Below are 19,662 nucleotides of genomic sequence, written 5' to 3' on the forward strand. Positions count from 1 at the left end.
GTGAATGGATGAATTTGCCCTGATCAACCGCTGGTTCACCGGTATTGGCCCAAAACTGCCTGAAGTGGTGGCTGGAGTGGGTGATGACTGTGCCCTGCTGCAGTTGCAGCCAGGTGAACAGTTGGCCATCTCGGTGGATACCTCAGTGGTTGATCGGCACTTTCCTGCCCAGGCTGATCCTTGGGCGATTGGTTGGCGTGCACTGGCAGTCGCCCTCTCGGACCTGGCTGCAATGGCCGCACGGCCGCTGGGTTTTACCCTTGCCGTGACCTTGCCGCAGGTGGATGAAACCTGGCTGGATGCCTTCAGTCAGGGGCTCAGAGCCCTGGCCGATCAGACCCGTTGTCCGTTGATTGGGGGTGATACCACCCGTGGTCCCCTGAGTTTTTCCGTACAGGTGCATGGCGCTGTGGATGCTCAGCATGTCTGGCGACGCTCCGGTGCCCGGGCCGGTGACGTGATTGCCTTGCTGGGTCCGGTCGGATTGGCCAATGCCGGTCTGAGAAGCCTGCTGGAACAGCCGGAGCGTGGCAGCAGTCGCCAGCAATGGAGCCTTGCTGAACAGGCTTACATGTTGCCTCGGCCACTCATCCGGGAAGCCCTGCGATTGATGCAGGGATGCCGCATTCATGCTGCGATAGATGTCTCGGATGGCTTGCTGGCTGATCTGCAACACCTGTTAGCCGCTTCGGCGCTGGCTGCGGAACTGGATACTGAATCCCTGGTGCTGGCACCGGAGCTGATTGCTCAGTTGGGTGAAGTGGAAGCCCTTGAGGCAGCGCTGCAGGGTGGTGACGACTATGCACTGATATTGGCACTGGACGAGCAGGACTTTGATCTGGCACGTAACCTTTGCCCCGGCTTGCAGCAAATAGGGCGCTGTGTACCTGGTGCCGGTATTCGCACGCCACAGGGGCGGGTGCTGGAGCCGCGCGGTTACAATCATTTTGCCATGACCAGTGCGGGGTATTCATGAACAAGGCCCCGGCCAGTGTATGGCGTAACCCAGTGCATTTTCTGGCCTTTGGTCTGGGCAGCGGGGCTTCACCCTGGGCACCGGGCACCATGGGCACTGTGGCAGCGGTCCCACTTTATTTTCTGCTGGTGCAGTTGCCGTTGAGTCTTTACCTGTTGGTGTTGTTGATCACCTTTGTGGTTGGTTGCTGGTTATGTGAAAAAACCTCGGCTGATCTGGGTGTACATGATCACAGCGGTATTGTCTGGGATGAGTTTGTGGGTTACTGGCTGACCATGTTGGCCTTGCCTGTGAGTCTGGGTTGGGCGCTGGCTGGTTTTGTACTGTTCCGTTTTTTTGACATCATCAAACCCTGGCCAATCCGTTGGGTTGATCAACGGGTGGGTGGTGGTTTTGGCATTATGCTGGATGACGTGCTGGCGGCGGTTTATGCCGGAGCAATCTTACATCTGGTATGGTATTTCTGGGGTTGAGCCTTTCCGTTCTGAATAGTCATCAACCCAGGGTTTTATCCAAAGGAGTGCAGGAATGAAGAAGATTGGACTGATTGGCGCTCTGCTGTTGGTACTGTTGATTGGTGCCAGCATCATGACAGGACGCCTTTTTGATCAGCAGTTACACCAGATGACCGAAGAGTTGCTGCTTGACCCAAGGGTTGAGCTGCTGGGCATGCAAACTGAAAAAGGACTTTTTTCATCATCCGGTAGCCAGCAACTGGCCATGGATCTGGATGGCATGGCACAACTGGTGATTGAAACCCGTTGGCAAACCCGCCATTTCCCCGGCTGGCTGACTTACCAGGGTGATGTTCAGCTGTTGATGGAGGGTGCTGGTGAAACCTTTAATGTATTTGAAGAGTTAGGCATTCAGCCGCCAGTTTATCAAGGGCGGGCAGACTGGCGTAAAGCCACCTGGCAGATGAGCCTGGCGCCTTTTGAGTTTCAGGATGGCAGTCTGGTGTTCCAGACTACTGAACTGCAGATGCAGGGGGTTTATTACTATTCCGGGCAGCAGCAGGCCAGCTTTTCAGTGGCGCATATGACGCTGGAAGACAAGGGTTATCAAGCGACACGCCTGGATTTGCATAACCTCGCGCTGAAAATGGACCAGTCAGGTTCTTACCCATGGGTTTCCGGTGATTTGTTGATGTCACTGGAGCGGGCGGAGTTTGCAGGCCCGCAGGGTCAATTGTTGATCAATAATCCTTCGTGGAGCCAGCAGTTGCATTTTGATGCCCGTGCATTTGATCTGGCGCTGCAACTGGATCTGGGTGAGATTTCTGCGCTGGGGCAGCCGCTGGCCAGTGGCAAGCTGGCGCTGAAAACGCGTGATGTAAACGGTCAGGCCATGGCGGATTTGTTGGAGCTGATGGGACGCAACCCTGATCTGGCACAAGCCAGTGAGGCGGATCTGGAACAGGCGATGAATGCCCTCGACCGTTTGCTGGCAGGCTCTCCGGCCTTGCTGCTGGAAAGATTGGATTTCAGCATCAAGGCGCCTTTTGTGGTTGACCAGAAGGCAGTGGGTGAGCTGGCTTTTGATGGTCGTAATCTGCCAGTCAGCTATCTGCAGCAGATGGGTGAAGGTCAGCTGGATCCTGAGGACTTGTTTAACCGCATCCGTCTGGAGCTGACTTTTGATCAGATTCATCCGGGCTTGTTGATGATGGTGGGTATTCCACCCTTTATGGTGGACCCTACTCAACCGGAGCAGAAATTGGTGATGGAAAATGGTGAAGTCCGCTTGAATGGCCAACTGCTGCCTTTCTGAGTGGTCATCCATGAAAAACAAAAAGCCGCCCATCAGGCGGCTTTTTGTTTCAGAAGAACTCAGAGTTCTTCATCATCAAAGTCAAAATCATCTTCGAGCTGTCGGCGCAGCCTGCGCTCTTCCAGCATGGCCTCGATCATACGGCGTTTGGCAATTGGCGAACCATCTCGGTTGGTATCCTTGCCGCCCAGATCAATTTCATACTCGTCATCATTGACAGCTGCATCAAAGACATCTTCATCGACATAAGAGGCGTCTTCACGACCCATGGCTCAGGCTACTCCAGCAGTTGTTGACCACAGCTGCTATATAGGACTTTTTAACTCGGATGACAAGCAAAATTTATCTGGAGGGCGAAGTTTCGCTGGCCTGGCGCAGTTGCATCAGTTCGGTGACATCCTTTTGAACGCCGATAAAATAGGTCAGTTGATCTTCATCGTTAAACACTGGTGTGATGGAAAGCTCATTCCAGAACAGGCTGCCATCCTTGCGATAGTTGCGCAGTATCTCCCGGCAAGGGCGATTTTCACGAATGGCGGCACGAATCCGTTCCAGTGCAGGCTGGTCACGGTCATCACCTTGCAGAAAACGGCAATCTTGATAGAGGATTTCGTCTGCTGAGTAGCCGGTCAGTTGCTCAAAGCCCTTATTCACATAGATAAGGATGTTTTCATCGCCTTCCTGCTCGGCAATCACGATGCCATCCTGCGACTCGTTAACAATGCGTTCGAGCAGGTCTGGGCTGATCATGGGCTTGGCTTTCATAGTGTTCTTCTTTTTTGGCAAGAGGTTACAGCATCACTATGCAGGCAGTTGCCGCAAATTTCAATGCGCAAAAAAACAGGGCAGTGGCTGCAATGCAGTCTACTGCCCGGTCTGATGGATCAGTGGATCAGGATACAGCCATGACTCGCAAGGGAAGTGCGTCATCATCCTGAATGCCCAGCAGTGAGCGCATGTCAGCAGGATTACTGAGCAGGTTCTGCAGGGTGTATTGATCCAGTACAGCCAAAAAGGCTTCCTGAGCTTTCTGCATCATGGGCTTGAGTTCGCAGGCACCAGTGATCGGGCAGGTCAGTTTTTTGCAATCCACCACTTCCAGAGTGGTTTCAAAGTCACGCACCAGGTGGCCAAGGTTAACGCTGGCGGGGTCACGCTCCAGACGCAAGCCGCCGTATTTGCCCCGCACGGTCTGGATGTAGTCCATCTGTCCCAGCTTGTGGACAATTTTCATCAGGTGGTTGCGTGAAATATCGAAGTGGTAGGCAATGTCGCTGATGGTGACCAGACGGTCATCCTGCTGGATTCCCAGAAACATCATCACCCGGATGGCATAATCAGTTTGACGGGTAAGCTGCATGGTTTTTCCTCCGTGGATTACAGACCCAGAACCCTCTTATCCTTAAGGATTTCAGATCACAAAATTTGGTAAATCCATCATATAACAGGCAGCTGCTCCAGCGTTGTGAGTAATTACAGGGAAAAGGTTCCTGCTTTTAACATCATGTAAAGCTGAAGCCGGGGCGTATTTCTAAAGTTTACCCCTATTTGCCTTTTTGTTCACCAATATTAACAGCGCAGCAGTTTGCCTCCAGTGTCGTGTGCAACCGACATCAGCGCAGCAAGGGGTATAACTTTGGCCAGACGTTATCCAGAATGATCGCCTGGGCCTCGGCGGTGGGGTGGAGTCCATCCTGTTGCATCAGACCTGGTTGGTCTGCAACACCTGCCAGCAGGAAGGGCACCAGTGGCAGTCGGTTTGCAGCTGCCAGCTCTGGATAAAGTGCTGCAAACTGATCGGTGTAACGTGGGCCGTAGTTGGGTGGCAGCAGGATACCAAGCAGCAGCACTTCAGCCCCCTGATCCCGGCTCATACGGATCATCTGGTTTAGATTGTTGTGGATGCGTGGAATTGGCTGGCCACGCAACCCATCATTGGCGCCCAGCTCCAGTAGAACAATCTGCGGTTGGTGTTGTCTCAGCAGGGCCGGTAGACGGGTGAGTCCACCACTGGTGGTTTCACCGCTGACAGACGCATTAACCACCCGCCAGGGCTGGCCTTGATGGTTTAATCCCTGTTGTTGCAGGCGCTGCTCCAGCAGGCTGACCCAGCCGCTATCGGCTGGAATATTGTAAGCTGCACTCAGGCTATCACCCATTACCAGCAGTACTGGACTGCGCTCAGCCAGTGCGGGAGCAGTAAAAAACAGCAGCAGGACCACTGGCCACCAGCGGATTTTTTTCAGACTGGATTCTTTTATACCCGAGCATGGAAAACACATGACAACAAACTCCTTGAACAGAACATCCGACCTGAGTGAGACGGTGATACAGGCAAAAGGTTTAGGTTACCAGGTACAGCAACAAGACAAACCGCTGACCATTCTGCGCAATCTGGATCTGAACATCCAGCATGGAGAGCGGGTTGCCATTCTTGGCCCTTCCGGTGCCGGAAAGTCAACGTTGCTGGCATTGCTGGCAGGCCTGGACACACCTACCGAAGGCGAGCTGCTGTGGAAAGGCGCACCTTTCAGCCGACTGGATGAAGATGCCCGTGCGGATGTCAGGGCCAGGGAAGTTGGTTTCATTTTTCAGTCTTTTCAATTGTTACCGGAGCTGACGGCACTGGAAAATGTCATGCTGCCGCTGGAGTTGCGCAATGAGCGGGATGCGCGCCAGCAAGCCCTGCAGTGGCTTGAACGTGTTGGTTTGTCACAACGCGCGGGCCATCGCCCGACCCAGTTGTCCGGTGGTGAACAGCAGCGAGTGGCCATTGCCCGCGCTTTTGCCTGTCGACCGCAGGTGCTGTTTGCAGATGAGCCAACCGGCAACCTGGATGAAGCCAATGGCCGCAAGGTGGCCGATCTGCTGTTTGATCTGAATGACAGTGCCGGGCAGGCCATGACACTGATTCTGGTCACCCATGATCGCCAACTGGCAGCACGCTGTCAGCGTATTCTGCAGCTGGAGGCCGGGCAACTGGTGGATGAGGTTGCTGCGGATGAATGATCTATTGTTGTCATTCCGATTGGCATGGCGCGGTGTTCGGGCGGGTGAGTACCGCGTATTGCTGGCGGCACTGATGCTGGCAGTGGCCTGTGCCACCCTGTTGGGTGTGGTGGGTGAGCGCATGCAGGGGGCACTGGATCATGAGGCGGCCAGAATTTCCGGTGGTGACCTGGTGATTTCAGGCCGACAACCCGCTGATCCCGCACTTGGTCAATGGTTAACCCAGGAGCAACTGCGTTGGTCGCAGCGAGTGGAGCTGACCAGTATGGCCGGGCTGGATGATACTTTTTTATTGATCAGCTTGAGTGCGGTGGATGATACCTACCCTTTGATAGGTCAGCTGCGAATTGCTTTTCCAGATGGTCAGGAACATCGGGTGCGTCGTCAGCCTCCTGTTGGTGAAGTGTGGCTGGAGCCGGGCTTGGCACTGCGACTGGATGCCAAGCCCGGCGACTGGATTGAAATCGGTGATCGTGAACTGCTGTTTTCCGCGTTATTACTGGAAACGCCGGATCAGAGTGGTGGTTTTGCCAGCTTTTCTCCCCGTGCTCTGGTGCACCTGGATAGTCTGGAAGGCAGTGCACTGTTGGGACCCTTGAGCCGTGCACGCTGGCGCCTGGGTATGACGGGTGATGCTGCTGCGTTGGCGCGAGTCAGGGCAGAGTTGCCAGCGCGACTGGAAAATCACCAGCGCCTGCGGGATATGGAGGAAAGTCAGCCCGGAATTGCTCGTGCCATGAATGAAGGGCGACGTTATCTGGGTATGGCAGGATTGATTGCAGTGTTGCTGGCAGCCCTGGCTGTAGCCTTGGCTTCTCAGCGTCAGGCCCGACGCCAGGCGCGAGAAGTGGCGCTGTTACGTTGTCTGGGGCAGTCACGCGCCAGGGTGCAGCGCCTGTTCTTGCTGCAGCTGTTGTGGCTGGGTGTGGCCGGTGGTCTTGTGGGTGGTGCTGCCGGTTATCTGGCGCATTTGGGACTGGTACAGCTGCTGGCACCCCTGTTGCCACTGACATTGCCGCCTCCCACCTTCTGGCCAATGCTGGCAGCCTTGCTGCTGGCCATCTGGCTGCTGCTGGGTTTTTCATTGGCACCCCTGCTGAGTCTGGCGCGGGTCAGTCCATTGGCGGTATTGCAGTCCAGGCCCTGGCAATTGAGTTCATCAGCCTGGTTGACCTATGGGCTGGCGGCCTTGTCCACGCTGGGGCTGGGCATCTGGTTGTCGCGGGATCTGCTGTTGACCTTGTGGACGTTGCTGGGGCTGCTGCTGGCCGGGGTGCTGGTGGCCTTGCTGGGCTGGATGCTGCTGCGCCTGTTAATGCGGCGTATTGAGCTGTTCCCCTGGCGCTGGCGGCAGGGATTGCGACGGTTGGGTCGTAACTCCGGGGAAACCCTGTTGCAATTAAGCACCTTCACGCTGGCTTTTGCAGCTGTACTACTGGTGGCGCGTGGTGGTGATCAGCTGGTGGGTGATTGGCAGCAACAGTTGCCGGAACAGCGTCCCAATCAGTTTGCGGTGGATATTCAGCCGCATGAGCGTCAGGATTTTGAGCAGTTTCTGGATCAGGCTGGATTACAACACAGTCGTCTTTACCCCATTCTGCGCGGCCGATTGCTGTTGATTAATGGTGAGGAAGCAGAAACTCAGGTGCCGGAAGCTGCCCGTAATGACAACACCCTGCGGCGTGAACTGAATCTGACCTGGAGCAGCGAGTTGCCTGAAGGCAACCGGGTGATGGCGGGTCGCTGGTGGCAGGATGGTGACAGTGATGTCGATTCAGTGGATGCCGTGATGCCGGTTTCTGTAGAGTCAGGCATGGCGCGTCGCCTGGGGCTGGAGCTGGGTGACCGGATGACGTTCAATCTGGCCGGATCAGCGATTGAAACCCGCATCATCAGTTTGCGCGAAGTGCGCTGGGAAAGTTTCAATCCCAACTTTTATGTGATTTTCCCGCCGCAGTTGCTGGAAAATCAGCCGCATACCTTTCTGGCCAGTTTTACTCTGCCGGAAGACGAGGGAACATTTATCCGCTCATTAACCCGTCAGTTCCCCGGTGTGGCTTTTCTGGATGTGCGTGCAATTCTGGCTCAGGCGGAAGGCATCCTGCGTCAGTTGAGTCTGGGCATTCAGTACCTGCTGGGTTTTGTGTTGCTGGCCGGACTGCTGGTGACCTGGGCATTGATGATGGCCAGCCTGGATGCGCGTCAGCGTGAACAGGCACTGTTAAAAGTGCTGGGTGCCAGACGAGGCCTGCTGGCTGGTCGCCAACTGGCAGAGTTTCTGTTGCTGGGTGGGTTGTCAGGACTCTTGGCAGCAGTTCTAGGTGAAGGTTTGTATGCACTGATGGCTGGTCAGTTATTCAACCTGCCCTGGTCTGCGGCCCCCTTGTTCTGGGTGTTGCCACCCCTGGCGGGTGCCTTGTTGTTAGCGGCTTTTGCTCATCTGGCATTACGCCCCTCATTACAGGCAGCGCCGCACCAGTTACTGAAGCGACTGGGCTGACTGCGACGCTTGGGCACACCGGCTTGCGGTTCACCTTCGGCCATTGCATGATGTTCTGAAAAATCAATTGCCTGAAGGTGAATCCGTGACTGACTCAGCCGTGCCAACCGGCCTAGCAGCTGCCTTGCGTCCATCCTTGCCCCGTAACCTGCATCCAGCACGGGAAAGCCTTTATCACGAGCTGCATGCCCGCCCTTTCCCGGTGATTGGCAGTCCAGTACGAATTTCACATCTGGCCTTGCTGCTGGATGAGTCCGAGCGCAGCGCGGATTTTGAGCATCTTGGTGCTCTGTGCAGCCGTTATGGCGTGAATCCGCCAGCCGCTGGCGACAATAGTTTTTATCAGCGACTGGGTGATCTGGAGGTGCGTTGGGAAAGGCACCTGGAGTTTGTCACCTACACCTTTGTGCGCCCTGGTTGTAACCAACAGCCTTTCACCCAGCAGGCCTTGTCATTATTGCCGCAGGACTGGCTGGAGGCTATTCCCGGACAGCTGGTGGCGGCCTTGCATCTGGAGGTGCGTTCACCAGAAGATGCAATGCTGGATCGGGAGCAACTGGCTTCCTGCTTTGAAGGTCAGCGACTGGTCAGTGGTCGCCTGATGGAGGGCGCTGCCACCCTGTGGAGTGCTTTTCGCCTGCACGGTGATGGTTGTGGCCGGGTGCTGCTGCACAATCATGGTTTGAATGACAACCAGACTGGTCGTTTGATTCTGCGGGTGCTGGAACTGGAAACCTATCGTCTGATGGCCTTGCTGGGCGCGCGCCCGGCACGGGAATTGGCGCCGGTACTGCGGCAGCTGGATCAGCAGCTGGCAGGAATCATCACTGTCCTGTCTGATACAGAAGGTCTGGAAGAAGAGCGTGAATTACTCAAGCAGCTGACTGCCATGGCAGCCCAGATAGAACGGCACCGGGCCGATACCATTTCACGCTTTTCTGCGACCCAGGCTTATTACCGACTGGTCATGAAGCGACTGGAAGAACTCAAAGAGCGGGAAAGTGGTCCAAACTTCACGCTGGCGGCCTTTTTCAGTCGACGCCTGACACCAGCGGCCAATACCTGTGATTCGGTCAGTCAACGCCTGGAAGACCTTGCGCGGCGTATTGAGCGGGCCGGGGATCTGATCCGCACCCGAGTGGATCTGAAACTGGAGGAGCAGAATCGTCGCCTGCTGGCTTCGATGAATCGCCGTTCACGTCTGCAATTGCGCATGCAGGAAACGGTGGAAGGCCTGTCGATTGCCGCCATCAGTTATTATGGCATCAGCCTGTTGCGTTACCTGTTCGGTGCGCTGGAGCCTTTGGGTGTGCCGCTGAACAAGGATATTGCCACTGCCGTTGCTGTCCCTTTGGTCATTGGCGGTGTCTGGTGGGTGACACACAGGATCAAGCGCTTTATTGTGGAAGCCAGTGACCCGGAACGGGAAAATCAGCGCCCATTGTGATTGAACAGGTAAACAAGATGGCTCAGACAGAAACAGGCATCAGGAAAAAGCTGAATGCAGCGCTACAGCCTGAGTGGCTGCAGATCGAGAATGAAAGTGATCGGCACAGTGGTCCACCGGGGCGTGAGAGCCACTTTAAAATCACCTTGGTGTCCGAAGGTTTTGCCGGTCTGCTGCCGGTGAAACGCCACCAGAAGATTTATGCACTGCTGGCGGATGAGCTGGCAGGTCCTGTGCACGCCCTGGCACTGCACCTGTACACACCTCAAGAATGGCTGGCGCGGGGTGAACAGCGCCCCGACTCACCGAACTGCAAGGGCGGTGGCAAGTGAGCACAGGCCAGGCAAGCGCAATAAATAGCTAATCAGAGGTTTTCAGTAGTGAGGTGGGCGCTCATCGGTCAGGCTGGGCTGAGCTTCACCGGCATCATTGCTGCGTTGTAATTCACGAAAGCGTTGTGACAACAGGTGCAGCTGGTCTTGTAACAGCCGAATGTCTTCTGCTTGCAAGACCAGTTGTCGATTCAACTGCTCCAGCAGATCGTCCTGAAAGGCCAACTGGGTCTCCAGTCGTATCAGGCGTTGTTCATTTTCTTGTGTCATATCAATTCAAACCGGTTACTTGCGGGTTTCCATCCAAGCATTTCCATGCGGAGGTGGTTATAATGGCTGCGGCCCATCCATTTGGCCATTTTCCTTTTGTTCACAGATACCTGGATTCAGAGAAACTTTATGCTCAATAATACACTGATAAGAAATATTCTGGTGAGTCTTGCTGTTGCACTGCTGGCGCCCTTGATTTTGCCCTTGCTGGCGATGAGTGCGGAATTTGAATTTACAACACTTGTCTTGGTTAAGTTGTACCTGCTGACCTTTGTGCTGCTGATGCTGGCCGCCACCCTGAATGAGATGCTGCGTCTGCGTGCAGTGAATGCTTCAGATGATGCGACCTATGAAGAAGACCTTGGTGGTGATGACGGTCGTGAAGAAGGTGTGGTGAAGTGGTTTAATGTGAACAAGGGTTTTGGTTTTATCATTCGTGATGCCGGTGGTGAGGTGTTTGTACATTTTCGCTCCATTCGCGGTACTGGCCATCGCACGCTGCGTGAAGGCCAGCGGGTGAAGTTTGCTGCTGTGGATGGTGATAAAGGTCTGCAAGCTGAAGACGTATCCATTCTGAGCCGCTGACACCGAGCCAAACAGCACTGAAAACAGGGAGCCCCCGATGCTGAAACACACATTGACACTGGCAACGATGTTATTAACCGCCATGCCGCTGTTGGCGCAGGGGGAACCAGAGGTACCGGCCAGGGAAGATCGAGTGCCGGACTCAGTGCTGTTCCTGACACCATCCATCAGCTATGCCCAGCTGAATCACCAGGCAAAAAGCCATGATTACCGGCTGGATGGCCATCTGTTTAATCTTGGCATTGATATCGAGATCATCGGTGATCTTTTTGCTTATCACCGGCTCAGTATGGGGCATAGCCTGGTCGATAATACGGAGCAGGTGCGTGCTGTTGATATGGATGCAGAGGCAACCCATGCCTGGTTTGGTTATCGGGTGGGTGGTGTGAATGTGTCCTCTTTTCCCGGTGATCTGGCTATCTGGACCGGTTTGGGCTGGCAGGGCACTCAAATTACCGGGGAGAATGATGATCGCAGTCGTTTTCACTATACCTACCTGCCGGTTGGCGCTGAGTTAGGGCTGCCACTTGATGGCCCCTTGTACCTGGTGGTGGGTGGCGAATACCGCTTGTTGATTCAGGGGCGCGAGCGCTATCAGGGTGCTGAAGGCGGCAAGCCGACCCAGTCGGATGATCGGGGTTATGCGCTGTGGGCTGGTTTTGATTACCTGACCAGCAATCGGCGGGTACTGATGACCCGCCTGAGTTATGATCGCTGGGATGTGAGTGCGGCACCGGATGATGATATTTCCGGTAGCCGTCAGTATGTGCTGGCACTTAATCTGGGCGTGCGTTTCTGAACAGCTGCTGCAGCAGAACCTGATAAATCTGCTGCAGCTGGTTCAGGTCTTCAGCCCGCACTCTTTCATTAATCTGGTGGATGGTTGCATTCACCGGTCCCAGTTCCACGACCTGTGCACCGGTTGGTGCAATAAAGCGTCCATCTGAAGTGCCACCGGAAGTGGACAGTTCCGTATCGTGTCCCGTCACCTGGCGTATTGCCGTTACCGCCGCCTCCACCAGTGATCCGGCCGCCGTCAGAAATGGCTGGCCGCTGAGTGTCCATTCAAGGTCGTAAATCAGCCCGTGTTGTTGCAGGATGTTTTCGGTGCGCTGTTGCAATTGCTCCGCAGTCACCTCGGTGGAAAAACGGAAGTTGAATAACACTTCAAGTTCACCGGGCACTACATTGGTGGCGCCGGTACCAGCATGGATGTTGGAGATCTGAAAACTGGTGGCCGGGAAAAAGTCATTCCCCTGATCCCAGATTTCTGCACTCAGGGCGGCCAGTGCAGGTGCCGCTCGATGTATGGGGTTATCAGCCAGATGCGGGTAAGCCACGTGTCCCTGCTTGCCCTTCACCACCAGGCGCGCACCCAGTGAGCCACGTCGACCATTTTTGATCACATCACCCACCTGGGTCGTGCTGGAGGGTTCGCCCACCAGGCACCAGTCAATTTTTTCCTGTCGTGCTTGCAGGTGTTCAACCACCTTTACGGTGCCGTTGATGGCAGGGCCTTCCTCGTCGCTGGTCAGCAGGAAGGCCAGACTGCCGGGGTGGTCGGGATGTTCTGCCACAAAGGCTTCAATGGCTGTGATCATGGCCGCAATACTGCCTTTCATGTCGGCAGCGCCACGAGCACGCAGATAACCTTCTGCATCAATCACCGGTTCAAAAGGAGGGGTTTGCCAGCGCTCCAGTGGTCCGGTTGGAACCACATCGGTATGTCCGGCAAAACAGAAGAGTGGGCCGGAATTGCCACGGCGAGCCCAGAGGTTGTCCACCTCACCAAAACGCAATCGCTCCAGCCGGAAACCTATGGCTTCCAGACGTTTGCCAATCAGCTCAAGGCAGCCGGCATCCTCTGGTGTGACGGAGGGGCGCTGCAGCAGTTGAAAGGCCAGTTCAAGCGTTGGGGAGAGGGGAGCATTCATGGTGTTTATCACAGGATCAGAGAAGGTGTATTAAAAATGGCTTAGCGTTGCGCTTGCAAGCGTGTAAGCTTACCTGATTTTGTTTAGCCTGTATGGATTTCTGCCTTGAAAAGTCTGATGTTTCGCAGCCTGATGCTGCTGGTTTGTGTCCAGGTGTTTGTGTCTTTGCCAGTATTGGCGGCAACCGATACCCGGTCAGTGGAAAGTCGCTTTGGGGTGGTGCTGCACCTGCCGACTGACTGGCGTCAACTGACAGCTGAAGAGCTGGCCGCAGTGGATGATGCCGATGCGGGGGAGCAACTGGAGCTCCCTCCTCAGGTGCGTGAGCGTTTGTCGCGTCAGGTGCGCGGTGGTGGCCTGGAGCTGATCTTTAATGCCGGTGAGAGCAAAAATGGCTTTTACGACAACATCACCCTGTTTGAAACCCGTGATCAGGTCCCGGAAGCAGCCAGCCAGATCAAATCCACCTGCAGTGCCTTGCCGGGACTGCTGAGCCGCACTCTGGGCCGCAGCGTGCAACTGGAAGAGTGTCGTGGTCTGGAGTTGGGTGGTTACCCGGCTTTTGTGCTGGCTTACCCTGGTCATCCGGCGGATACACGCATTGTGCAGTACATGCTGCAGCTGGAGCAGAACCGTAGCCTGGTGCTGACCTTGACTTACAGTCGTGAAAACCCCCAGTCCCTGCAGGATTTTGAGCAGTCGCTCAAGAGCATCCAGATCAACTAAGCAGTCTTCGAGGCCGCTTCAGAAGGGCCTGTGAGGTTCAGTAATAACAGCCTTGCGGGTCCTGCAGTTCAATGCGCCCGGTCAGCACCTGTTCTTCCACCTTGCGGTAAAAGGGGGCCAGTACTTGGGCCAGTTCATCCGCTGGTGGCAGGGTGCGGGCCAGGTACAAAGGCTCTTCTTCAATCTGGCTCAGGCGTCGCTGTGACAGATTGCTGCGCAGTTGTTCTTCGGTCGGCTGACCGCGGAAGATGCGCAATAAACAGGCAGTGGCTTCAAGACTGGCTTCTTGCAGGAGCGTTTGCCGCTCTCTGGGTGATAACAGCATCAGGCTGTCCAGCAGGTTGCGGTAAAAACCTTCGATCAGTGTCTCTGAAAGTGATTCTTTCAGTTGCAACTGGCGATCCAGTTCCACTGCCAGTTGCAGTCCGTCATGCAGGCCCAGCTTCAGCGTCAGTGTCTGATCTTCCAGGTGCAGTTGACCATTGCGTACATAAGGCTCAAGGCTCATGGCTGTGTCATCCTTCCTTGTGTTTCCCCTTCCTGCTGCAAGGATTTCAGGCGCTTCAGCTCCTGACTCATTTGTGTCATCAGGGATCGTAATTCAGCTGGCTGCAGGGCTGCCGGATGCTGCTTTTGCATCTGGTGAAAAAAACGCTCGGGCAGGATTTTTTCAAGCCGCTGGTACAGGCGCAGTGCTTTTAATTGCTGGCAGGCAGTGATCAGTTGTGCCAGGTTGTCGCGAGCCAGGCGTTTCAGCACCAGTTGCAGTAAGGGTGCAGGTAACTCACTGAAACTCTGCAGGAAATTGCGGGCTTTTTCATCCAGTGCCGGGCTGGCGGCGGGTTCTGTCGGGGGTTGGGGCTGGCGCAGGTCAGTCAGGGTTTTAATGCGTTGAGCAAGCGCCAGCAGCACCCAGGCGGGCTGGGGTGGCAGGTTTTGCATTTGGGTGGTGAGCTGTTCTGCTTCCCCGGGTAAACGCGCCAGTAACCAGTGTTCCAGTGGTTGCCAGCCTTGATGATTTGCCAGCCATAACAGAATGAGCTGTTCATGGCTCTGAAGTTGCTGCAGGGTACGCTGGCTATTGGCTTCAGGTAACGATGGCAGTGCTTGCAGCAATTCGTGATGCTGCAGGAGCGCTTGCCGGGTTTGTTCCGGGTCAAGGTTGGCATCGGGCAGTGCTGCCAGCTTTGTACCCAGTTGTGCGGCAAGCAGGGGGTGTAATGCTTCCAGTGCGAGTGCGACCTGCTGCACTGGAATGGCACCACTCATGGCCAGCTCGTCTTCCAGTTGTTCGGCAGTGCGCCTGGGCAGCAGTTGCATCAGGCGGGCAGCCAGTTTGGGGTGTTGTTTGCGTGCATATTTAAACAACGCCACCCGGTGCGCCGGATCATAATCAACCAGTAAATCAGCCAGGATATCCTTGTTCAGCCACTCAAGCACTTCAGCCAGCCAATCCAGATTGCGGACCCGGTTCTGGCGGATTTCCCAGTGACTGCGCGGTAGTTGCATGGAGTGCAACAGGATTTCTGCCAGACGGGCGCGTAATAAGCCGGCCTGCTCTTGTGTCAGATTGGCCTGACAGGGGCCAAGCTGCAGCAGTAGTTGATCGCCGGTTGGTGTGATCTGGATCTGCATGAGTATTCAGAAACCCCTGTTTTTACATGATGCCTGGCGTCATTGTCAGGCCCTAGTGTAGCTGCTGGGCAGGGTGGTTGCAGCCTGAATTGGCAAAACCCCCGATGTTTTTTGTGCGACAGCGAACGGAGTGTGGAGTTGCATCGCCACCTTGGGTAAAATGCCCGGTTTATTCCGAACATCATTCACATCCTGGTAACGCTGGAGAAGGCCTTCCCCATGCTGGAAATCAACCCGCTGGTCAACCTGATCAAGAACCTGCAAGAGCGCACCGACGTTCTTAGGGGGTATCTTTGACTACGCTGAAAAGAAAGACCGTCTTGAAGAAGTAAACCGTGAACTGGAGCAGCCGGACGTGTGGAACGAGCCGGAGCGGGCGCAGGCACTCGGCAAAGAGCGCGCTCAACTGGACACCATTGTCACCACGCTGGATAACCTGAATCAGGGGTTGGGTGATGCAGCGGATCTGCTGGAGCTGGCTGCGGCAGAAAACGACGAAGACACCTTTAATGCGGTCAGTGCCGATCTGGATGAGCTGCAAAAGCAGTTGGAAGGTCTGGAGTTTCGCCGGATGTTTGCCGGTGAAATGGATGAAAACCACGCGTTCCTGGATATTCAGGCCGGTTCCGGCGGCACTGAGGCGCAGGACTGGGCCAACATGCTGCTGCGCATGTACCTGCGCTGGGCCGATGCTCATGGCTTCAAAACCGAGATCGTGGAGCTTTCCGATGGCGAGGTGGCGGGCATCAAATCAGCCACCATTCGTGTGGAAGGTGATTATGCCTATGGTTGGTTGAGAACCGAAACCGGTGTGCATCGTCTGGTTCGCAAAAGCCCGTTTGATTCCGGTGGTCGCCGCCATACCTCATTCAGTTCGGTGTTTGTATCCCCGGAAGTGGACGACAGCTTTGAAATCGACATCAATCCAGCGGACCTGCGCACCGATGTGTATCGTGCCTCCGGTGCCGGTGGTCAGCACGTTAACCGGACCGAATCCGCAGTGCGGATCACCCACCTTCCGACCAATACCGTGGTGGCCTGTCAGACCCAGCGCTCTCAGCATGCCAACCGTGACTTTGCCATGAAGCAGTTGAAGGCCAAGTTGTGGGAGCTGGAAATGCAGAAACGTAATGCTGAAAAGCAGAAGTTGGAAGACTCCAAGGCCGATATCGGTTGGGGCAGCCAGATCCGCTCTTATGTACTGGATGATGCCCGCATCAAGGATCTGCGCACCGGTGTGGAAACCCGTAATACCCAGGCTGTGCTGGATGGCGACCTGGACAAATTCATCGAAGCCAGCTTGAAGCAGGGTTTATAAATCATGACAGAAGCAACCTCTCAGGGTGAAGTGACCAGCCGCCTGCTGGAAGAAGACAACAAGCTGATGGCCGAGCGCCGCGCCAAGCTGGCCGCCCGTCGTGAAAAGGGCAATGCTTTCCCCAACACCTTCCGTCGTGATGCTTATGCCGGTGACCTGCAGCGGGAACTGGCTGACAAGAGCAAGGAAGAGTTGGAAGTACTGGGGCGTCGAGCCAAGGTGGCCGGTCGCATCCTGCGTATGCGCGGTCCATTCATTGTCATTCAGGACGTCAGCGGCCAGATTCAGCTGTATGTCGACAAAAAGGGACTGAGTACCGAGCTGGCTGATGACATCAAAACCTGGGATCTGGGCGACCTGGTGGCAGCCGAAGGTGTGGTGCACCTGTCCGGCAAGGGTGACCTGTATGTTTACATCGAACAGTGCCAGTTGCTGACCAAGAGCCTGCGCCCGCTGCCGGATAAATTCCATGGTCTGGCTGACCAAGAAATGCGTTACCGCCAGCGTTATGTTGACCTGATTGTGAACCCGGAATCCCGCAGTCGCTTTGAAGTGCGCTCACGCATCATCAGCGGCATTCGCCGCTTCATGGAGCAGCAGAACTTCATGGAAGTGGAAACGCCGATGCTGCAGACCATTCCCGGTGGTGCCACGGCCCGACCTTTCATTACTCATCACAACGCGCTGGATCAGGACATGTACCTGCGCATTGCGCCGGAGCTGTTCCTCAAGCGTCTGGTGGTTGGTGGGTTTGAGAAGGTTTATGAAATCAACCGTAATTTCCGCAATGAAGGTCTGTCCACCCGCCATAACCCCGAATTCACCATGATCGAATTCTACTGGGCTTATGCGGACTACAATGACCTGATGGACTTCACCGAAGCCTTGCTGAAAACCCTGGCAGAAGACGTGCTGGGTCAGACCCAGGTGCCTTATCAGGGTGAAGTTTATGAGTTTGGTCAGCCCTTCCAGCGCCTGACCATGAAAGAAGCGGTGCTGAAATACGGTGAAGGCATTCAGGTCAGTGATCTGGAGACCCGTGAAGCGGCAGCTGCCGTGGCACAACGTCTGAAGATTGAAGTGAAACCCATCTGGGGTCTGGGGCGCATCATCACCGAGATTTTTGAAGCGGTGGCCGAACACCAGTTGCGTCAGCCGACCTTCATCACCGAATACCCGGCGGAAGTGTCACCGCTGGCAAGACGCAACGACAGCAACCCGGACGTGACCGATCGCTTCGAGTTTTTCATTGGTGGTCGTGAAATTGCCAACGGCTTCTCCGAGCTGAATGACCCGGAAGATCAGCGTGATCGTTTTCTGGAGCAGGTGGCCGAGAAGGAAGCCGGTGATGACGAAGCCATGTTCTTTGATGCCGACTACATACGTGCACTGGAATACGGCCTGCCACCCACCGCTGGTGAAGGCATCGGTATCGACCGGCTGGTGATGCTGTTCACCGACAGCCCATCCATCCGTGATGTACTGCTGTTCCCGGCCATGCGCCCGGAAGCTGAGTGATACCAGCGACGAACCACTGCTGATTGGGTGCAATTAAAAAAACCTGCTGATTCAGATCGGCAGGTTTTTTTCTTTCTGCTGGCGTCTGTCAGACGAAAATCAGCTCAAACCCCGCTGCCGCCTGCCAGGCCGCCTCCTGCTCCAGATCCGCACGCAGCAGCGGTTGATCCTGCAGCCAGCCTTCCGGGAAGGTGACCTGCATGCTCTCGCGGGTGGTGCTGTTGTTGATGCTGATGCGAAAATCCAGCAAGGGTGTTTCCGGGCGGCTGTGGTGTAGTACCACGGCCAGACGCAGCAGGCGCGCCAGGCGTTGCAGCTTTAACTGATCCTCAGGGGTGAAAACCTTGAACTCAGTGACCGGGAACTTACGTCGATGGGCACGAATCAGCACTGCCAGCATTTGTTGTTGCAGGCGGGTGAAACCAGCCAGATCGGCATAACGCATCAAATAGGCGCCGTGTTTGTGATACTGGGTATGCGCCACACTCAAACCAATTTCATGCAGGCGGGCGGCCCACTCCAGCTTGTGTTGCCATTTGGGTGCCATCAAACCCCAGGGCGAGGCTGTTTGTTCCAGTGCCTGTAATGCGGCTGTAGTGACAAAGTGACTCTGGTTCAGATCAACTTGAAAGCGCTCCTGCAACGCTCGCACGGTTCTTTCACGAATGTCTTCGTCGGTACCACTGCCCAGCAACTCATACAGCACCCCTTCACGCAGGGCACCATCGGAGTAATGCATTTCGGTGATGCCGAGTGACTCAAAAAAGGCTGAGGTAATGGCCAGGCCGGCAGGAATCACGTTGACCCGATCCGCACGCATGCCGTAAGCCGTCCAGTGATGTGCCGAACCGGCTTTCAGCAGATCCTTCTCCAGTTCCTGAATGCCTTCCGGTGTCAGGGGAGCAAATTCACCCTTGCCAAGAATCTGGGATAGGGCTTTCAGGGTGCCAGAGCTGCCCTGAGCCAGTTGCCAGCCCATCTTCCGAAAGGGTTGCTGGATGTGCAGCAGTTCCCCCAGCGCAGCAGTGCGCGCTCGCTGATAACCGCGTTCGGTAACCTCGCCCCCGGGAAAATAACGTCCACCGTAACTGACACAGCCCATGTGCAGGCTTTCCAGTAATCGGGGTTCGGCACCTTCACCGATGATGAATTCGGTACTGCCACCGCCGATGTCCACCACCAGTCGGTGGCCTTCCACGCGGGGTGTGGTGTGTACTGCACCGGCAAAAATCAGCCGGGCTTCTTCGCGGCCAGCGATGATTTCGATTGGAAAACCGAGAATGGCTTCGGCACGCGTAATAAATTCTTCGGCGTTATGAGCCGCACGCAAGGCGTTGGTGCCAACAATGCGAACCTGGTTTTCCGATAACCCCTGTAGAAAGGGAGCCATCATTTTCAGGCAGTCCAGGCCACGCTGCTGAGCTTCCTCGCTGAGCCAGTTGTTTTCATCAAGTCCGGCAGCCAGCTGCACTTTTTCACCCATGCGCCGCAGCAGGCTCAGTTCACCTTTAAGCCTGCGAGCCAGAATCAGGTGGAAGCTGTTGGAGCCCAGGTCTACGGCTGCCAGCATGGCGCCATCAGGAGGAAGTTCGTCGGCCATAAATTATCCGGAAAATTGTAGGAGTTGGCTGGAAAGCGAAAA

General features: G+C 55.5%; 21 protein-coding genes. 12 read left to right on the top strand and 9 right to left on the bottom strand.

The window, feature by feature from the left end; all coding sequences use genetic code 11:
* Positions 1–4: 4 nt before the first annotated feature.
* Genes thiL through BT114_RS03830 form a run of 3 tightly spaced genes read left to right on the top strand, consistent with a single transcriptional unit; the run spans position 5 to position 2,746 of the window.
* Entirely contained in the window at positions 5–976 is a 972-nt protein-coding gene (thiL, locus tag BT114_RS03820) for a thiamine-phosphate kinase (protein ID WP_072325021.1), read from the top strand.
* Positions 973–1,449, top strand: coding sequence for a phosphatidylglycerophosphatase A family protein (locus BT114_RS03825; RefSeq protein ID WP_072325022.1), 477 nt, complete (start codon positions 973–975; stop codon positions 1,447–1,449). Before thiL ends, BT114_RS03825 begins: the two co-directional genes overlap by 4 nt.
* A gap of 55 nt (positions 1,450–1,504) precedes the next feature.
* Entirely contained in the window at positions 1,505–2,746 is a 1,242-nt protein-coding gene (locus BT114_RS03830; protein WP_072325023.1) for a DUF945 family protein, read from the top strand.
* A 59-nt stretch (positions 2,747–2,805) separates the two neighbouring features.
* On the opposite strand, the gene BT114_RS03835 is transcribed toward BT114_RS03830, so the two are convergent.
* From BT114_RS03835 to BT114_RS03850, 4 genes are all read right to left on the bottom strand, one after another.
* Positions 2,806–3,015: a PA3496 family putative envelope integrity protein gene (locus BT114_RS03835; protein ID WP_072325024.1), complete on the bottom strand. Its 210-nt coding sequence runs from the start codon at positions 3,013–3,015 to the stop codon at positions 2,806–2,808.
* A gap of 73 nt (positions 3,016–3,088) precedes the next feature.
* A complete protein-coding gene (locus tag BT114_RS03840; RefSeq protein ID WP_072325025.1) occupies positions 3,089–3,511 on the bottom strand; it encodes a PAS domain-containing protein in 423 nt (140 codons plus the stop codon).
* 127 nt (positions 3,512–3,638) lie between these two features.
* The gene (locus BT114_RS03845) at positions 3,639–4,106 is read right to left on the bottom strand and encodes an RrF2 family transcriptional regulator (RefSeq protein WP_072325026.1); all 468 of its coding nucleotides are present in this window, start codon (positions 4,104–4,106) and stop codon (positions 3,639–3,641) included.
* A gap of 253 nt (positions 4,107–4,359) precedes the next feature.
* On the bottom strand, positions 4,360–5,028 hold the full coding sequence (locus BT114_RS03850) for an arylesterase (protein WP_084661871.1): 669 nt from the start codon (positions 5,026–5,028) through the stop codon (positions 4,360–4,362).
* Between BT114_RS03850 and BT114_RS03855 the strand changes: the two genes are divergently transcribed.
* The 4 genes from BT114_RS03855 to BT114_RS03870 all read left to right on the top strand — a co-directional run bounded on the left by BT114_RS03855 (position 5,027) and on the right by BT114_RS03870 (position 10,034).
* Positions 5,027–5,755, top strand: coding sequence for an ABC transporter ATP-binding protein (locus BT114_RS03855; protein ID WP_143142756.1), 729 nt, complete (start codon positions 5,027–5,029; stop codon positions 5,753–5,755). The two genes, BT114_RS03850 and BT114_RS03855, sit on opposite strands and share 2 nt — an antisense overlap.
* Positions 5,748–8,255, top strand: coding sequence for an ABC transporter permease (locus BT114_RS03860; protein WP_177247039.1), 2,508 nt, complete (start codon positions 5,748–5,750; stop codon positions 8,253–8,255). The genes BT114_RS03855 and BT114_RS03860 overlap by 8 nt, the downstream gene beginning before the upstream one ends.
* A gap of 85 nt (positions 8,256–8,340) precedes the next feature.
* Positions 8,341–9,702 (top strand): DUF3422 family protein, encoded by a 1,362-nt coding sequence (locus tag BT114_RS03865; RefSeq protein ID WP_245770385.1) that lies wholly within the window; start codon positions 8,341–8,343, stop codon positions 9,700–9,702.
* A 17-nt stretch (positions 9,703–9,719) separates the two neighbouring features.
* On the top strand, positions 9,720–10,034 hold the full coding sequence (locus BT114_RS03870) for a BolA family protein (protein WP_072325292.1): 315 nt from the start codon (positions 9,720–9,722) through the stop codon (positions 10,032–10,034).
* Between the two features lie 42 nt (positions 10,035–10,076).
* Here the strand turns inward: BT114_RS03870 and BT114_RS03875 are convergent, their stop codons facing one another.
* Positions 10,077–10,304, bottom strand: a complete 228-nt coding sequence (locus BT114_RS03875) for a SlyX family protein (RefSeq protein ID WP_072325028.1) — start codon at positions 10,302–10,304, stop codon at positions 10,077–10,079.
* 162 nt (positions 10,305–10,466) lie between these two features.
* Between BT114_RS03875 and BT114_RS15260 the strand changes: the two genes are divergently transcribed.
* Entirely contained in the window at positions 10,467–10,889 is a 423-nt protein-coding gene (locus BT114_RS15260; RefSeq protein WP_281249016.1) for a cold-shock protein, read from the top strand.
* 37 nt (positions 10,890–10,926) lie between these two features.
* Complete coding sequence (locus tag BT114_RS03885) at positions 10,927–11,688, top strand: hypothetical protein (RefSeq protein WP_072325030.1); 762 nt, start codon at positions 10,927–10,929, stop codon at positions 11,686–11,688.
* Here BT114_RS03885 and dapE read toward each other — a convergent pair.
* The gene (dapE, locus tag BT114_RS03890; RefSeq protein ID WP_072325031.1) at positions 11,666–12,823 is read right to left on the bottom strand and encodes a succinyl-diaminopimelate desuccinylase; all 1,158 of its coding nucleotides are present in this window, start codon (positions 12,821–12,823) and stop codon (positions 11,666–11,668) included. The genes BT114_RS03885 and dapE overlap by 23 nt on opposite strands.
* A gap of 105 nt (positions 12,824–12,928) precedes the next feature.
* Here dapE and BT114_RS03895 point away from each other — a divergent pair, with 105 nt between their 5' ends.
* Positions 12,929–13,549, top strand: coding sequence for a hypothetical protein (locus BT114_RS03895; protein WP_072325032.1), 621 nt, complete (start codon positions 12,929–12,931; stop codon positions 13,547–13,549).
* A 37-nt stretch (positions 13,550–13,586) separates the two neighbouring features.
* Here BT114_RS03895 and BT114_RS03900 read toward each other — a convergent pair whose 3' ends face one another.
* Both BT114_RS03900 and BT114_RS03905 read right to left on the bottom strand, forming a co-directional pair.
* Positions 13,587–14,057 (bottom strand): hypothetical protein, encoded by a 471-nt coding sequence (locus BT114_RS03900; protein WP_072325033.1) that lies wholly within the window; start codon positions 14,055–14,057, stop codon positions 13,587–13,589.
* Positions 14,054–15,184 carry a hypothetical protein gene (locus BT114_RS03905; protein WP_072325034.1) on the bottom strand — a complete coding sequence of 377 codons (1,131 nt, stop codon included), beginning with the start codon at positions 15,182–15,184 and terminating at the stop codon, positions 14,054–14,056. Before BT114_RS03905 ends, BT114_RS03900 begins: the two co-directional genes overlap by 4 nt.
* A gap of 219 nt (positions 15,185–15,403) precedes the next feature.
* Here BT114_RS03905 and prfB point away from each other — a divergent pair.
* A protein-coding gene (gene prfB, locus BT114_RS03910; protein WP_143142757.1) for a peptide chain release factor 2 occupies positions 15,404–16,502 on the top strand; the annotation gives its coding sequence in 2 pieces (ribosomal slippage) (positions 15,404–15,478 and positions 15,480–16,502; 1,098 coding nt in all).
* Positions 16,503–16,505: 3 nt separating this feature from the next.
* Complete coding sequence (lysS, locus tag BT114_RS03915) at positions 16,506–18,020, top strand: lysine--tRNA ligase (protein ID WP_072325036.1); 1,515 nt, start codon at positions 16,506–16,508, stop codon at positions 18,018–18,020.
* Positions 18,021–18,108: 88 nt separating this feature from the next.
* Here the strand turns inward: lysS and BT114_RS03920 are convergent, their stop codons facing one another.
* Positions 18,109–19,620 carry a Ppx/GppA phosphatase family protein gene (locus BT114_RS03920; protein ID WP_072325037.1) on the bottom strand — a complete coding sequence of 504 codons (1,512 nt, stop codon included), beginning with the start codon at positions 19,618–19,620 and terminating at the stop codon, positions 18,109–18,111.
* Positions 19,621–19,662 lie beyond the last annotated feature (42 nt).

The sequence above is a fragment of the Marinospirillum alkaliphilum DSM 21637 genome (assembly GCF_900119735.1).
Classification (GTDB): Bacteria; Pseudomonadota; Gammaproteobacteria; order Pseudomonadales; family Halomonadaceae; genus Marinospirillum; species Marinospirillum alkaliphilum.